Origin of the sequence: Cryobacterium sp. W22_MBD10_FK3 (genome assembly GCF_052113745.1) — a bacterium.
GTDB lineage: Bacteria > Actinomycetota > Actinomycetes > Actinomycetales > Microbacteriaceae > Cryobacterium.
Window position 1 is genome coordinate 1 of sequence record NZ_JBGQOH010000028.1, and the last position, 13730, is coordinate 13730.

At 68.9% G+C, this 13730-nt stretch carries 15 protein-coding genes; 14 read left to right on the top strand and 1 reads right to left on the bottom strand.

Annotated elements, in window-relative coordinates:
• The 7 genes from ACEN2M_RS17365 to ACEN2M_RS17395 form a co-directional block, all read left to right on the top strand.
• Positions 1–353: HNH endonuclease signature motif containing protein (locus ACEN2M_RS17365; RefSeq protein WP_441649396.1), on the top strand; the 353-nt coding region annotated here is incomplete at its 5' end.
• 133 nt (positions 354–486) lie between these two features.
• Positions 487–993, top strand: coding sequence for a universal stress protein (locus ACEN2M_RS17370; protein WP_441649397.1), 507 nt, complete (start codon positions 487–489; stop codon positions 991–993).
• 106 nt (positions 994–1099) lie between these two features.
• Positions 1100–1984 carry an ABC transporter ATP-binding protein gene (locus ACEN2M_RS17375; protein WP_441649398.1) on the top strand — a complete coding sequence of 295 codons (885 nt, stop codon included), beginning with the start codon at positions 1100–1102 and terminating at the stop codon, positions 1982–1984.
• A complete protein-coding gene (locus ACEN2M_RS17380) occupies positions 1981–3150 on the top strand; it encodes an ABC transporter permease (RefSeq protein WP_441649399.1) in 1170 nt (389 codons plus the stop codon). Before ACEN2M_RS17375 ends, ACEN2M_RS17380 begins: the two co-directional genes overlap by 4 nt.
• A gap of 112 nt (positions 3151–3262) precedes the next feature.
• Positions 3263–4333 (top strand): threonine aldolase family protein, encoded by a 1071-nt coding sequence (locus tag ACEN2M_RS17385; protein WP_441649400.1) that lies wholly within the window; start codon positions 3263–3265, stop codon positions 4331–4333.
• A complete protein-coding gene (locus ACEN2M_RS17390) occupies positions 4330–6036 on the top strand; it encodes a long-chain-fatty-acid--CoA ligase (RefSeq protein ID WP_441649401.1) in 1707 nt (568 codons plus the stop codon). The genes ACEN2M_RS17385 and ACEN2M_RS17390 overlap by 4 nt, the downstream gene beginning before the upstream one ends.
• A 112-nt stretch (positions 6037–6148) precedes the next feature.
• Positions 6149–6724: a nitroreductase family protein gene (locus tag ACEN2M_RS17395; RefSeq protein ID WP_441649402.1), complete on the top strand. Its 576-nt coding sequence runs from the start codon at positions 6149–6151 to the stop codon at positions 6722–6724.
• 176 nt (positions 6725–6900) lie between these two features.
• Here ACEN2M_RS17395 and ACEN2M_RS17400 read toward each other — a convergent pair whose 3' ends face one another.
• Positions 6901–7950 carry a zinc-dependent alcohol dehydrogenase family protein gene (locus tag ACEN2M_RS17400; RefSeq protein WP_441649403.1) on the bottom strand — a complete coding sequence of 350 codons (1050 nt, stop codon included), beginning with the start codon at positions 7948–7950 and terminating at the stop codon, positions 6901–6903.
• Between the two features lie 105 nt (positions 7951–8055).
• On the opposite strand from ACEN2M_RS17400, the gene ACEN2M_RS17405 reads away from it, so the two are divergent.
• From ACEN2M_RS17405 to ACEN2M_RS17435, 7 genes are read left to right on the top strand one after another with little or no spacing between them, the layout of a single operon-like run.
• The gene (locus tag ACEN2M_RS17405) at positions 8056–8868 is read left to right on the top strand and encodes a hypothetical protein (RefSeq protein WP_441649404.1); all 813 of its coding nucleotides are present in this window, start codon (positions 8056–8058) and stop codon (positions 8866–8868) included.
• Positions 8865–9764 carry a hypothetical protein gene (locus ACEN2M_RS17410; protein ID WP_441649405.1) on the top strand — a complete coding sequence of 300 codons (900 nt, stop codon included), beginning with the start codon at positions 8865–8867 and terminating at the stop codon, positions 9762–9764. The genes ACEN2M_RS17405 and ACEN2M_RS17410 overlap by 4 nt, the downstream gene beginning before the upstream one ends.
• A complete protein-coding gene (locus tag ACEN2M_RS17415; RefSeq protein ID WP_441649406.1) occupies positions 9761–11389 on the top strand; it encodes an AAA family ATPase in 1629 nt (542 codons plus the stop codon). The genes ACEN2M_RS17410 and ACEN2M_RS17415 overlap by 4 nt, the downstream gene beginning before the upstream one ends.
• 27 nt (positions 11390–11416) lie before the next feature.
• The gene (locus ACEN2M_RS17420) at positions 11417–11629 is read left to right on the top strand and encodes a DUF2997 domain-containing protein (RefSeq protein WP_441649407.1); all 213 of its coding nucleotides are present in this window, start codon (positions 11417–11419) and stop codon (positions 11627–11629) included.
• Positions 11626–12354 carry a 4Fe-4S single cluster domain-containing protein gene (locus ACEN2M_RS17425; protein ID WP_441649408.1) on the top strand — a complete coding sequence of 243 codons (729 nt, stop codon included), beginning with the start codon at positions 11626–11628 and terminating at the stop codon, positions 12352–12354. The genes ACEN2M_RS17420 and ACEN2M_RS17425 overlap by 4 nt, the downstream gene beginning before the upstream one ends.
• On the top strand, positions 12351–12848 hold the full coding sequence (locus tag ACEN2M_RS17430) for a hypothetical protein (protein WP_441649409.1): 498 nt from the start codon (positions 12351–12353) through the stop codon (positions 12846–12848). The genes ACEN2M_RS17425 and ACEN2M_RS17430 overlap by 4 nt, the downstream gene beginning before the upstream one ends.
• A 7-nt stretch (positions 12849–12855) precedes the next feature.
• Complete coding sequence (locus tag ACEN2M_RS17435; protein WP_441649410.1) at positions 12856–13668, top strand: ComEA family DNA-binding protein; 813 nt, start codon at positions 12856–12858, stop codon at positions 13666–13668.
• Positions 13669–13730 lie beyond the last annotated feature (62 nt).

Sequence of the window (13730 nt, forward strand, 5' to 3'; positions counted from 1 at the left end):
CCTGGAACACCGGCGGCCGAACCGACGTCGACAACCTCGTGCACCTCTGCAAACCCTGCCACCGCCTCAAACACCAATCCAGCTTCAGCACCAGCCAAAGCCCCGGCGGCGCCATCACCTGGACCACCCCCGCCGGCAAGAAGTACACCAACAGACTCGCCAACAACGCCGATTCAGCCGACCAGACGCCACCGCACCCGTCCCCGACCCCGTCCGAGGCCCTGGCACAGGCACAGGCACAGGCACAGGCACAGGCACAGCAGCCACCACCGACACCGACGCCGCTCCCGATGGACCGGTCGGCCACTCCACCGGCCAGGCCACCGAAGCCGAGGGACCCACCGCCCTTCTGAGCGGGCCTGACTCTCGGACCCGCTCCCGCTCGAAGTTCTCCGGGACTCCCCCTGGCATCCCGGCTAGGGTCGAAGGGAGAGCCCGTCGCCGGGTGACCCGGTGCCCGGAGCCCTCCGTCGCAAAGGAGCAGCCATGGTGCGAACCCCGCCGCCGGTCATCGTTGGCGTCACCTCCGGCCAACCCGATGCGGTGGTGCTGGCGGCCTCTGAATTCGCCGCGCAGTTCGGGTCCGAACTGATCTGCGCCTCGGTGGACCCGAGCCGCTACATGCTCGAGGAACTGCCGGACGGCAACATGACGTCCGCCTCGTTCGACCCCGACTCGTTCGAGCAGGCGGCGGCCGAATTCGACCGGGGCCTCCGCGCCCAGATCGAACGGGTTCTGCACGGTCGCAACGTCACCTGGTCTACCCGCGCCCTCGCCGGCGAACCCGCCCGGGCACTCGGCCAGCTCGCCGGCACCGTGCGGGCCGTGATGATCGTCGTCGGGTCGCGGGAGCCCTCCGTGCGGCACAGCCTGCGGTCCTTCTTCACCGGCTCGGTGGCCGTGCGCCTCGCGCACGGCCAGCAACGCCCGGTGGTCATCATCCCGTTGAACCCGGTGCCGTTCGGCTCCGAGCTGCCCTGGGACGAGGAGTGAACCGGGCACGCTCCCCCATCGGGGGGAGCCGCTCCCTCAGCCCCGCGGCGGATGCGGCCGGCCTTCGGCATCCCTAGCTTTAGAAACACCAGACGAAAGGGCAGCCATGCTCGAGATCAGCGGAATCAACAAACACTACGGGGCCCATCAGGTGCTCACGAATGTGGGCTTCAGTGTGGACGACGGCCGCATGACCGGGTTCGTCGGCGCGAACGGGGCCGGCAAGACCACGACGATGCGCATCATCCTGGGCGTGCTCTCCGCCGATTCGGGTCAGGTGCTCCTCGACGGTGCGCCCCTCACCGCAGGCGACCGCCGCCGGTTCGGCTACATGCCCGAGGAACGCGGCCTGTACCCGAAGATGAAGGTCGGTGAACAGCTCGTCTACCTGGCGCGACTGCACGGCCTCACCCCCGCCGCCGCCAAGCGAAACACCAACGACCTGCTCGAGCGGCTCGGCCTCGGCGAGCGCGCGGGCGACATGGTCGAGTCTCTCTCCCTGGGCAACCAGCAGCGCGCCCAGATCGCCGCGGCCCTGGTGCACGACCCCGAGTTCCTGGTGCTCGACGAACCGTTCTCCGGTCTCGACCCGATCGCCGTTGAAGTGGTGCTCACAGTGCTCAAGGAGCACGCTGCCGCCGGCGCCCCCGTGCTGTTCTCCTCCCACCAACTCGACCTCGTCGAACGACTCTGCGACGACCTGGTCATCATCGCCGCCGGCGAGATCCGTGCCAACGGCACCCGCGAGAAGCTCCGCGACCAGTTCAGCACCCCCCGATTCGAGATCCACGCCGAGGCCGACGCCGGCTGGATCCGCGGCGTCGACGGCATTACCGTGATCGACTTCGACGGCGGCGAGGCCGTCTTCGAGGCCGACTCGGATGCAGCCAGCCAGGCCGTGCTGCGCGAGGCCCTCACCCGCGGCGCCGTACATTCCTTCGGCCACCTCAGGCCATCCCTCGCCACCATCTTCAAGGAGGTCGTTCAATGAGCACCGAAACAGAGCCGGGTACCGAAACAGAGCCGGGCACCCGCCAGGCCACTCCCGCCGCAGCCCGCACGACGGTCGCCACCCACGACGCCCCCAGCTTCTGGGCCAGCGTCTGGCTGGTCGCCTCCCGCGAGATCGCCGCGCGACTGCGCAGCAAGGCCTTCCTCATCTCCACGGGCATCCTGTTCGTGATCGCGATCGGCTCCGTGGTCGCCGGCGGCCTGCTCAGCGCCAACCCGTCCAGCACCAGCGTGGCCGTGGTCGGCTCCGCCAGCAGCGTGGTCGGTGAGTCCGCCGGTCTCACCGCCGTGCCCGCTGACGACCTGGCCGCCGCCGAGGCACTCGTGCGCGACGGCACCGTGGAGGCCGCCGTGGTCCCCAACGGCGACTCCCTCCTCGGCGTCACCGTGATCGCGCTCGACTCACCGCCGATGGATGTGGTCAACGCGCTCAGCGTCGCTCCCGAGGTGCAACTGCTCGACCCGGCCTCGCAGGGCGGCTTCCTCGTCTACCTGGTGGCGCTCGGTTTCGGCCTGGTCTTCTTCATGTCTGCGCTCACCTTCGGCTCCACGATCGCGCAGAGCGTGGTGGAGGAGAAGCAGACCCGGGTGGTCGAGATCCTGATGACCACCATCCCGGTGCGGGCGCTCCTGGCCGGCAAGGTGGTGGGCAACTCGATCATGGCGTTCGGTCAGATCGTGGCGATCGCCGTGCTCGTGGCGATCGGCATGGCCGTCACCGGCCAACGCGTGCTGCTGGCCGACCTGGGCCCTGCCATCATCTGGTTCGCGGTGTTCTTCGCCTTCGGCTTCGTGATGCTCGCCTCGCTGTACGCGGCCACGGCCTCGATGGTGTCCAGGCAGGAAGACGTGGGCACGGCCACCTCCCCGGTGGCCTACCTGGTGATGATCCCGTACTTCGCGGTGATCTTCTTCAACGACAATCCCCTGGTGCTGGGCATCATGTCGTACGTGCCGTTCTCGGCCCCGGTGGGGATGCCCGTGCGCATCTTCCTGGGATCGGCCGAGTGGTGGGAGCCGCTGCTGTCGCTGGCGATCCTGCTGGTCTCCACGGTCGGCGTGATCCTGCTGGGCTCCCGCATCTACCGCAACTCGCTGCTGCGGATGGGCGGCCGCGTCACCTTCAAGCAGGCGTTGCGCGGCTGATCGGCGCTGCCGACCGAATCCGGGCCTGACCCGGGGCGCGAACACACTATCCGTGCGGCGCCCCGGAGCAGACGCACAGATTCGCCGCCGCGGTTTACGCCAAGATGGAGGGGTGACCTCCCTCCATGACCTGCTCTCCCGCGGCTTCGCGTCCGACAACTACTCCGGCATCCACCCGGAGATTCTCGACGCCATAGTGCGAGCCAACGGCGCCCATCAGATCGCGTACGGCGACGACGTGTACACCGCCGAACTGCAGCGCGTGTTCGTGCGGCACTTCGGCGATGGCGCCCAGGCCTTCCCGGTGTTCAACGGCACCGGCGCCAACGTCACCGGCCTGCAGTCGATGCTGCCCCGCTGGGGAGCGGTGATCTGCGCGAGCACCGCACACATCAACACCGACGAGGGCGGCGCCCCCGAGCGGGTCGGCGGCCTCAAGCTGCTGCCCATCGAGACCCCGGACGGCAAGCTCACCCCCGCGCTGATCGACCAGGAGGCCTGGGGTTGGGGCGACGAGCACCGCGCCCAGCCGCTCGTGGTGTCGATCACCCAGACCACCGAGCTCGGCACCCTCTACACGCCGGCCGAGGTGCGCGCCATCGCCGACCACGCGCACGGCAAGGGCATGCTGCTGCACATGGACGGTGCCCGCATCTCCAACGCCGCGGCAGCCCTGGGTGTGCCGTTCCGCGAGTTCACCAGCGACGCCGGCGTCGACGTGCTCAGCTTCGGCGGCACCAAGAACGGCATGATGCTCGGCGAGTGCATCGTGGTGCTGAACCCCGACGCATCCACGGGCCTGAAGTACCTGCGCAAGCTCAACATGCAGCTCTCCTCGAAGATGCGCTTCATCTCGGCCCAGCTGATCGCCCTGCTCGACGGCGACCTGTGGCTGCGCAACGCCGACCACGCCAACGCCATGGCAGCGCGCCTGCGCGGCGCTCTCGAAGAGGGCCTGGCGGATGGCTCGGTGACCGGCCTCTCGTTCAGCCAGCCCACCCAGGCCAATGCGATCTTCGCCGTGCTGCCGGCCGGGGTGGCCGACAAGGTGCGCGAGTTCTACAGGTTCTACGACTGGAACCCGGCCACCGGCGAGGTGCGCTGGATGTGCGGGTTCGACACCACCACCGACGACGTCGACGACTTCGTCGCCGCCCTGAAGAAGGAACTGGTCAGCGCATGAACGACTTCGCGAACAAGCCGTGGCTGAGCTCGTATGCCGCGGGCGTGCCGAACACCATCGAAGACCCCACCGAGACCCTCATCGACATGATCGAGGGCTCCACCCGGCGTTTCGCCGACAAGGTGGCCCTGGACTTCTTCGGCGGCACCATGACCTACGGCCAGCTGGGCGACGAGATCTCCAGGGTGGCCAACGGCCTGCGCCGCCTCGGCGTGAAGCCCGGCGACAGGGTGGCCCTCGTGCTGCCGAACTGCCCACAGCACATCGTCGCCTTCTACGCGGTGCTGCGGCTCGGCGCGATCGTGGTGGAGCACAACCCGCTCTACACCGAACGTGAGCTGCGCCACCAGTTCGAAGACCACGGCGCCAGCGTCGCCATCGTCTGGGACAAGGTCTACTCCATGGTGCGCGGCTTCCCGCGTGACATGGGCCTGCACACCGTCGTGGCCGTCGACGTCACCCGGTCGATGCCGCTGGCCACCCGGCTGGCCCTGCGCCTGCCGATCCCCAAGTCCCGCACCGCCCGTGCCGCCCTCACCGTGGCCCAGCCGCTGAAGGACGCCATCGAGTGGAGCGCCCTGGTGGGTTCGCGCCGGCTGCGCACCGCGCATCCGCGCCCGTTACTCGGCGACACCGCCGTGCTGCAGTACACCAGCGGCACCACCGGCACGCCCAAGGGCGCGATCCTCACGCACTTCAACCTGCAGGCGAACGCCCAGCAGAGCGAGGCGTGGGTGCCCGGTCTCGAACGCGGCAAGGAGGTCTTCTACGGCGTGCTGCCCATGTTCCACGCCTACGGCCTCACCCTGTGCCTCACCGTCGCCATGTCGATCGGCGCCCGCCTGGTGCTGTTCCCCAAGTTCGACGTGGGCCTGGTGCTGAACGCCGTCAAGCGCACCCCGCCCACCTTCCTGCCCGCGGTGCCGCCGATCTACGAGAAGCTCGTGACGGCCGCCAACGCCCAGAAGATCAGCCTGCGCGGCACCAAGTACGCCATTTCCGGCGCGATGAGCCTGCCCCTGGCCACCGTCGAACTGTGGGAGTCCGCCACCGGCGGCCTGCTCGTGGAGGGCTACGGCATGACCGAGTGCTCCCCGATCGCCGTGGGCAACCCGATGGGCCCGAGCCGGCGCCCCGGCACCGTCGGAGTGCCGTTCCCCAGCACCGAGATTCGGGTGGTCGACCCCAAGGACCCCACCGTGGACCGCGGCTTCAACGAGGAGGGCGAGCTGCTCATCCGCGGGCCGCAGGTCTTCTCCGGCTACTGGGACCGCCCCACCGAAACCGCTCAGACGCTGCTGCCCGATGGCTGGCTGCGCACGGGTGACATCGTCACGGTGTCGCCGGACGGCTTCGTCACCATCGTGGACCGCATCAAGGAACTGATCATCACCGGCGGGTTCAACGTGTCGCCGTCGGAAGTGGAGGCGGCCCTGCTGTCGCACCCCGATGTCGCCGATGCCGCCGTCGTGGGTCTCAAGAGCGAACACGGCGGCGAGGATGTCGTGGCCGCCGTCGTGCTGAACGCCGGTGCCACCCTCGATGTGGCCGAGCTGCGGGAGTACTGCCGCACCCGCATTTCCGCCTACAAGGTGCCCCGCCGCATCGTCGAGGTCGAGGACCTGCCCCGCTCCATGGTGGGCAAGGTTCTGCGCCGCAAGGTGCGCGACAACCTTGAAGAGTCGTCTGTGCCGGCCGCGTAGCCTCCACCAAACATGCGCATGCATGGAATAACTGCGCCCGCGCGGCGTTGACCAGATTGGGACGATGATGCCCCGCCCCGATAGAAGACCCACCAGAGAAAGCCCAGGCATCATGACCCTGATCACCGACACCCACAGCCGCGCCGCCGACACGACGGCACCGATCCTTCCCGCGATGGCCCAGCGCTGGAGCCCCCGCGGCTTCGACCCCACCGCCGTGATCGACGAGGACACCCTCACCACGGTGCTCGAGGCCGCCCGCTGGGCACCGTCGGGCAACAACAACCAGCCGGCCCGGTTCATCGTCGCCCGCCGCGGCTCCGAGAGCTTCCGCAAGATCCACTCGCACCTGATGGGCTTCAACCAGGCCTGGGCCGACAAGGCCTCTGTGCTGATCCTCAACGTCGCCGAGGGCGACAACCCCTGGGCCCAGTACGACCTCGGCCAGGCCGTCGCGCACCTCACCATCCAGGCCCAGCAGGAGGGCCTGTTCTCGCACCAGCTCGGCGGCATCGACCGCAAGGGACTGGCCGATGCGTTCCACCTCAAGGCCAACCAGGATGCCGTCACCGTGACGGTGCTCGGTGTGCTCGGCGATGCCGACGCGCTCACCCCCGAGCTGCTCGAGCGCGAGATCGCCCCGCGCACCCGCAAGCCGCTCACCGAGATCCTGCTCGTCAACGACTAACCGTCCACTCCGCCGCGGCGCTCACCCGCCGGATTGCGCCAAAGTCCCCCTTCGAGTGCGCTGAAGGGTGCATCCGCCGCAACTCGCGGGACAGACGGCCCGTGCTGCAGCTCGTTGATTCATAGAAAACGCCCCTCCGCATGACGCAGAGGGGCGTTTTCTGTGAGGGCTACGGGCTACGGGCGCAGCAGCACCTTGATGGCGCGGCGTTCGTCCATGGCGGCGTACGCTTCGGCCACCTCGGTCAGGGGCAGCTGCAGGTCGAAGACCCGGCCGGGGTCGATCGCTCCACTGAGCACCTCGGGCAGCAGCTCCTCCACGTAGGCGCGCACGGAGGCGACGCCGCCGTTCACGCCGACGTTGCGGCCGAACAGTGCCTTGATCGGCAGTTCGGCGCCGCCGTTCGGTACGCCGACGTAACCGACCATGCCGCCGGGACGGGCCGAGCGGATCGCCTGGTCCATCGATTCCTGGGTGCCGACGCATTCGAGCACGAAGTCGGCGCCCACGCCGTCGAACATCTCGTGGATGCGCTCGACGCCCGCGTCGCCGCGCTCCTCGACGATGTCGGTGGCGCCGAACTCGCGGGCCACGGCCTGCCGGTCGGCGTGCCGCGACATGGCCACGATGCGGGAGGCGCCGAGGCGCTTGGCGGCGATGATGGCGCAGAGGCCGACGGCCCCGTCGCCGACCACCACGACGGTGCTGCCGGCGGTGACGCCGGCCGAGACGGCGGCGTGGTGTCCGGTGCCCATCACATCGGCCAGGGTGAGGAGGCCCGGCACCTGGGCATCCGTGGGCTGCACGGGGGTGGCCACGAGCGAACCGTCGGCGTGCGGAACCCGCACGCGCTCGCCCTGGGCGCCGTCGGCGAAGCCGCCGAGCCGGTCATTGGAGCCCCACCAGCCGCCGTTCAGGCAGGAGGTGCTGACGCCGTTGACGCAGTTGACACAGGTGTTGTCGCAGTCGTAGAACGGAGCGATCACGAAGTCGCCCACCTTGATGGTGGTGACGTCGGGGCCGATCTCGTCGACGATGCCGACGAACTCGTGGCCGATCCGGTGCGGCTCATCGGTGGGGGTCACGCCGCGGTACGGCCAGAGGTCTGAGCCGCAGACGCAGGCCGCCACGACCCGCACGATGGCGTCGCCGCCGGTGGAGAGAACTGGGTTGGGAACTTCATCGAGTCGGATATCCCGCTCGCCGTAAATAACTGTTGCACGCATCCCAAAAGCCTACGCGGGGGAAGGCGGTTGGGCGTGCCGGGTTGGCAGGCCGCCCAGTAGTCTGTGAACATTGCGCCGCGCACATCCGGGGGGAGGGAACGCACCGTGAGCACGAACTCCGTCACCGTGTCGAGTACCGCCCGTCGGCGCATCGGCACCTTCTCGGTGTGGGTGTGGGTCTGGGGCGCCCTGGTGCTCGGCATCGGCGCGTTCACCACCTACTCCGATGTCGGTTTCGGCGACGGCGGCTTCGGCATGCTCGGTGACGGCGACAACCCCTGGGAGGTCGCCGACCCGCCGGTCTTCGAGCCCGACGGCACCACCTACTCCGGCGACGGCAGCGGCCTGATCCGCATTCCCCTGGCCGAGCACAACCAGGACCCGTACCTGGTGAACCTGCGCACCGACGAGACCCTGGACCTCTTCGTGACCGAGGCCGTGGACATCGGCCGGCCCGACGACGACCGCGGTTATCCCGACAACATCGCCTACCTCTACGACGCCGGCGACGAGGCGCTCATCATCCCCGCCGACGCCGAACTCCAACTGTGGGTGCGCAGTGACACCGCGTGGGAATTCACCCTGGTGAAGGCCGAGGTCGCCGAGATCACCGACGGCTTCGCCAGCGGAACCGGCAACGGCTTCTTCGCCTATCACGGCGACGCTGTCAGCGCCCGATTCGTGCACAAGGGCGACGGCGTCTTCTTCGTGACCATCCAGACCACCGCGGAACGCTCCGACCAGCCCATCATCGAGTCCGGCGAGGTCGACCAGCGGGTGTCCTGGGATCCCACCGACGCCGTGTACTTCACCGTCGAGGCCGACGACGGGCGCGGCGCCTGGTCGATCGACATCGACGAACTGGCCACGGATGCCCCGGTCGAGCCCGAACCCGCCACGGCAGGAGACGCACCGTGAGCATGACGGATCTTTCAGTGTCGCGCACCGCTCGCCGGGGCATCCGCACCTTCTCGGTATGGGTGTGGGTGTGGGGCGCGGTGGTGCTGTTCATCGGCGCGCTGAACACCTATGCGGTCGAGGAGGAAGTGCTCGAGAACGAGGCGGTCGAGAACGAGGCGGTCGAGCTCACCGACGGTTTCACGTACCCGTGGGAGGCGGCCGAGCCGAGAGTTTTCGAATCCGACGGCACCACATACTCCGGCTGGGGCGGCGGCCTGATCCGCATTCCCGTCGAGGAACACGACCAGGACCCGTATGCCCTCACCATGGTCGCCGGCAGTTACATCAGCTTCTACGCCACGGACGCCGAGGACCTCGGCCAGCCCGCCACTGACCGTAGCTTCCCGTCGAGTGTCACCAGTATCTACCGGGAGGGCGAAGAGAACCTGGTCCTTCCGCAAGACGCCGACCTCGAGCTGTGGGTGGATGCCGATGGCCCGTGGGAATTCACCCTGCAGAAGGCGGAGGTCACCGAGATCACCAACGGCTTCGCCACCAGCAGCCGCACCGGCACCGGCGCCAGCAACGACAAGAACATCCGCCATCTCGTCTACCGCGGGGATGCGGTGAGCGCCCAGTTTTCGCACCGGGGCCCTGGTCCATTCCTCGTGACCATCAAGTCCCTCGACAGCTCTCCCGACGACAGCTCGTCCTACTCCGCGATCAACGTGATCGGCGATGCCGACCAGCGCACCTCCTGGGACCCCACCGCCGCCGTCTACTTCAGCATCAAGACCGGCGACTTCTACGACGCCGCCTGGTCGATCGACATCGACGAGCTGGCCACGGATGCCCCGACACATGCCCCGCTCACCACGACAGCACCCACCACGACAGAAAGCACCCCTCGATGAGTTTCGCCCAGACGCTCGACCAGGCCTTCAAGGCCCGACTGCCGCTGTTGTACATCGAGACCAGCGAGGAGGAACGCGCCCTCGAGGAGATCAGCCGCGCCGCCAAGGCGCTGCGCCGCCCGCGCGAGGTGTGGACCTGGACCAGCGCCACCGGGCTCATCGGCCCGGACGGCAAGGGCGTCACCAACACGAACACGCCGGCCAGGGCCCTCGACCACATCGTCGGCATCCCCGAGAACGCGGTCTTCGTGTTCTGCGACCTGCACGCCTATTTCGGCAGCGAGCAGCGGCCGGGCGACCCGGTCATCATCCGCAAGGTGCGCGAGACCGTGCTCGAACTGCGCCACGCGGATGCCGCGCGCGCGCTGATCGTGACGGCCCCGGTGCGCACCATCCCGCCCGAGCTCGACAAGCTCGCCCACCTGCTCGAATTTCCGTTGCCGACCACGACCGAGCTGCGGCAGATGCTCGACACCATGATCGAGAACAACTCATCGGGCAGCGGCCGCATCAGCGTGAAGGCCGACGAGAAGACGCTCGAGGCGCTCGTGCAGGCGGCGCGGGGCCTCACCATGTCGGAGGCCGAGAACGCGTTCGCCCGGGCCATGGTGGACGACGGCCAACTCGCCTCGGGCGACATCACGGTCGTGCTCGACGAAAAACGACAGATCGTGAGCAAGTCCGGCCTGCTCGACTTCGTCACCAAGACCCTCGACCTCGACTCGGTCGGCGGGCTGAACAACATCAAGCGCTGGCTGTCCAGGCGCAACGGCTCCTGGCTGGCCGAGGCCGAGGAATTCGGCCTGCCCGCCCCCAAGGGTGTGCTGATCACGGGCGTACCCGGCTGCGGAAAGTCGCTCACCGCGAAGGCGATGGCCGCGTCGTGGGGCCTGCCGCTGCTCCGCCTCGACATCGGCCGCATCTTCTCCGGCCTGGTCGGTTCCTCGGAGCAGAACCTCCGCACGGCTCTGGCCACCGCCGAGGCCGTCGCCCCGTGCATCCTCTGGGTCGACGAGATCGAGAAGGGTTTCTCCAACACCACCGGCACCGGCGACTCCGGCACCACGGCCCGGGTGTTCGGCTACTTCCTCACCTGGATGCAGGAGAAGCAGCATCCTGTGTTCGTCGTCGCCACGGCCAACAACATCGACTCGCTGCCGCCGGAATTCATGCGCAAGGGCCGCTTCGACGAGATCTTCTTCGTCGACCTGCCCACCGCCGTGGAACGACGCGCCATCTGGTCGATCCAGCTGGCCTCGAACGCCACCGCCGGCAACGGGCTCGCGACCATTGACGCGACCGCTGTCGACGCCCTCGTGGAGGTGAGCGAGAACTACTCGGGCGCCGAGATCGAGCAAGCCGTGATCGTGGCACTCTACGAGGCCTTCGCCGAACGCCGGCCGGCCACCACGGCCGATCTCAGCCTGGCGATCACCAATATGATCCCGCTGGCCGTCACCCAGGCCGAAGAGGTGCAGGCCATCCGCGCCTGGGCCGAGGTGCGTGCCGTGCGGGCTACCGGCAGCGAAGACATCGACCCGCACGAAGACGCCCTGGTCGGCGCGGCCGCCACCGACGGCGCCGGGCTCTCCAGCCGCCGCGGTGGCCGCACCGTTGATTTTTAACTCGCATTCGATTTCTAAGGACACCCCATGACCGGCAAACAGCTCATCGTGCAGGTTCGGCCCGACGGCAGCGTGCACGCCGAAACCATCGGCATGCACGGCAACGAGTGCCTGGACTACATCGCGGTGCTCGAGAACATGCTCGAGGCCCAGACCACCGAGTCGTCGTTCACGGATGCCTATGGGCAGGTCGCCGCGGAGGAACAGTCCACCGCGACGAACTGGGACGGCGCCAGGTGACCCTGCCCGGCAGAACGCTCCTGGGTACCAGCCTGCCCGCAGCGAAGCCCGGCGCGGAACTGCGCTGGTCGCGGTTCCTGGCCGCGACCGCCGCCGAAGGCCCGGGCCTCCGCTCGGCGCTGTGGGTGCAGGGCTGCAGCGTGCACTGCCCCGGCTGTTTCAACCCGCAGCTCTGGGCGGAGATCGGCGGGCAGGTCGAGAACACCGCCGATCTGGCCGACCGCTTTGTGACGGAAGCGCTCGGCGCCGGTGTGCAGGGCGTCACCCTGCTCGGCGGCGAACCCTTCGACCAGGCCGGCGCCCTGGCCACGATCGCCGAGGCATTCCGTGCCGCCGGGCTCACCGTGATGACCTTCTCCGGGTACACCCTCGAGCTGCTCACCGAGTGGGCGCTCGAACGCCCGGACATCGCCCGGCTGCTCGACGCGACCGACCTGCTCATCGACGGACCGTACCTGCGTGACCGGCCAGACGCCATCCGCCCGTGGCTCGGCTCGACCAACCAGGGCATCCGAGCGCTCTCCCCCGCCTACGCCGCCGAGGTCGCCCGCATCGAGCTGGACGGTGGGCTCGACAGACTGGAGATCCGCATCCACCCGGACGGCCAGATCGACGTGAACGGCTGGGCGGACGACGCAGCCCTCGACGCACTCCTCCACGACCTCGGTCCCCGACAGGACCGGCCCCATTCGACTCGGAACCGTACGAAAGCGAGACTCGCATGAGTGTCACCCTGATCCTTCTGCCCATCGCCCTGGCCGCCGCTGCCGCGGCGGGCGGCATCGGCGTGCTCGGCGCGACCGTGACGGCCACGGCCGCCGATAAGAACTCCGGGGCGGCGCCGGAGATCCGGGTGCGCACCCGGATGAAAGACAGCACACTGCTCGCCGACGCCCTCACCAACCTCGGCGCCACGGGGGTCGTGGTGTCACGCACCCGCGTCACCGCGGAGGTCGACGGCGTGGCCCTGACGATGACCCTCACCGAGGATGCGGTCTGGGAGGCTCATGTAGAGGGCCTGGATGGCGCGGAGGCCACCGTACTGAGCGCCACCGAGCTGCTGCAGCGCCTCGACGGCGAGTACGCCCTGATGGTGCAGCATGCCGTCGCCGAGAAGATCCGTCAGCGCGCCGAGAGCTCGGGGTTCGACCTCGTCTCCGAGACCCGTGAGGCCGATGACACCGTGACCATGGTGCTCAACGTGCACGCCCAGGCGTAGCAACCCGATGACACACGCCCCGAGCCGCACCCCAGGCGCACCCGCCACGGCCACAGGTCCGTCGCTATGGTGGCGGCTGGCCTGGAGTTCGTGGTTGTTGTTGCTGCTCCTGCCGGCCGGCAGCGTGGCGTGGGCCGCCTTCGGCTTGCTCGCCAGCCTCGGCCGTCGTCGGTCCTGGGGGATCGCCGCCGGGGCGTACGCGATAGCCGCGATCATTGTGCAGATGACGGAGGACCCGGCGGGGTCCATCCTGCAGGGAACGCTCTACCTCGTGGCGCTGCTGCACGGCCTGATCATCAACCAGTCCTGGCTGCTGCTGGTGTGGGGCAGCAGGGAGAACGGTCTCTCGCTGTTCGGCAACCTGAGTCGGCGCCGTCCCAGGTCCGCAGCCGGTCCGACCCGGCCCGGCGGAGCGGTGCCGCAGGAAGCGGAGAAGCTCCTGGGCGGCGGCGGCACGTCGAGGTCTGACTACGTCGACGACTCGGCCGACGCTGTGCCGCCGGCGCGGCGTCGACGATCGACCCGCGCCGAGCGACGCGCAGCCACACCCCCACGTGCGGTGCCTGCCCCGGCGCCCGCCGAGCTCGTCGACGTGAACACCGCCAATCAGCGCACGCTGGCGAAGCTCACCGGCATGGACCGGGGGCTGGCCAAGGCGGCGATCGCCGATCGGGCCAAGCGGGGCGGCTTCTCCTCACTTGAGGATTTCGCCGGCTCGGCCGGTCTGCAACCGCACGAGTTGGTGCGTCTGAGTGCCGAGGCCTTCTGTTCGCCGCGTCCGCGGGCCAAACGCTCCTTCGGCCGACGAGTCGACTACTAGCCCCGCAGGCCCGAGTGCTCAGGCGCTGGCGGGCACGGCGGGGTAGGCCTCGGCGACGATCT

Coding starts and splice junctions, on each gene's coding strand:
- ACEN2M_RS17370 (WP_441649397.1), top strand. CDS start 487: ATGGTGCGAACCCCGCCGCCGGTCATCGTTGGCGTCACCTCCGGCCAA.
- ACEN2M_RS17375 (WP_441649398.1), top strand. CDS start 1,100: ATGCTCGAGATCAGCGGAATCAACAAACACTACGGGGCCCATCAGGTG.
- ACEN2M_RS17380 (WP_441649399.1), top strand. CDS start 1,981: ATGAGCACCGAAACAGAGCCGGGTACCGAAACAGAGCCGGGCACCCGC.
- ACEN2M_RS17390 (WP_441649401.1), top strand. CDS start 4,330: ATGAACGACTTCGCGAACAAGCCGTGGCTGAGCTCGTATGCCGCGGGC.
- ACEN2M_RS17395 (WP_441649402.1), top strand. CDS start 6,149: ATGACCCTGATCACCGACACCCACAGCCGCGCCGCCGACACGACGGCA.
- ACEN2M_RS17400 (WP_441649403.1), bottom strand. CDS start 7,950: ATGCGTGCAACAGTTATTTACGGCGAGCGGGATATCCGACTCGATGAA.
- ACEN2M_RS17415 (WP_441649406.1), top strand. CDS start 9,761: ATGAGTTTCGCCCAGACGCTCGACCAGGCCTTCAAGGCCCGACTGCCG.
- ACEN2M_RS17420 (WP_441649407.1), top strand. CDS start 11,417: ATGACCGGCAAACAGCTCATCGTGCAGGTTCGGCCCGACGGCAGCGTG.
- ACEN2M_RS17430 (WP_441649409.1), top strand. CDS start 12,351: ATGAGTGTCACCCTGATCCTTCTGCCCATCGCCCTGGCCGCCGCTGCC.
- ACEN2M_RS17435 (WP_441649410.1), top strand. CDS start 12,856: ATGACACACGCCCCGAGCCGCACCCCAGGCGCACCCGCCACGGCCACA.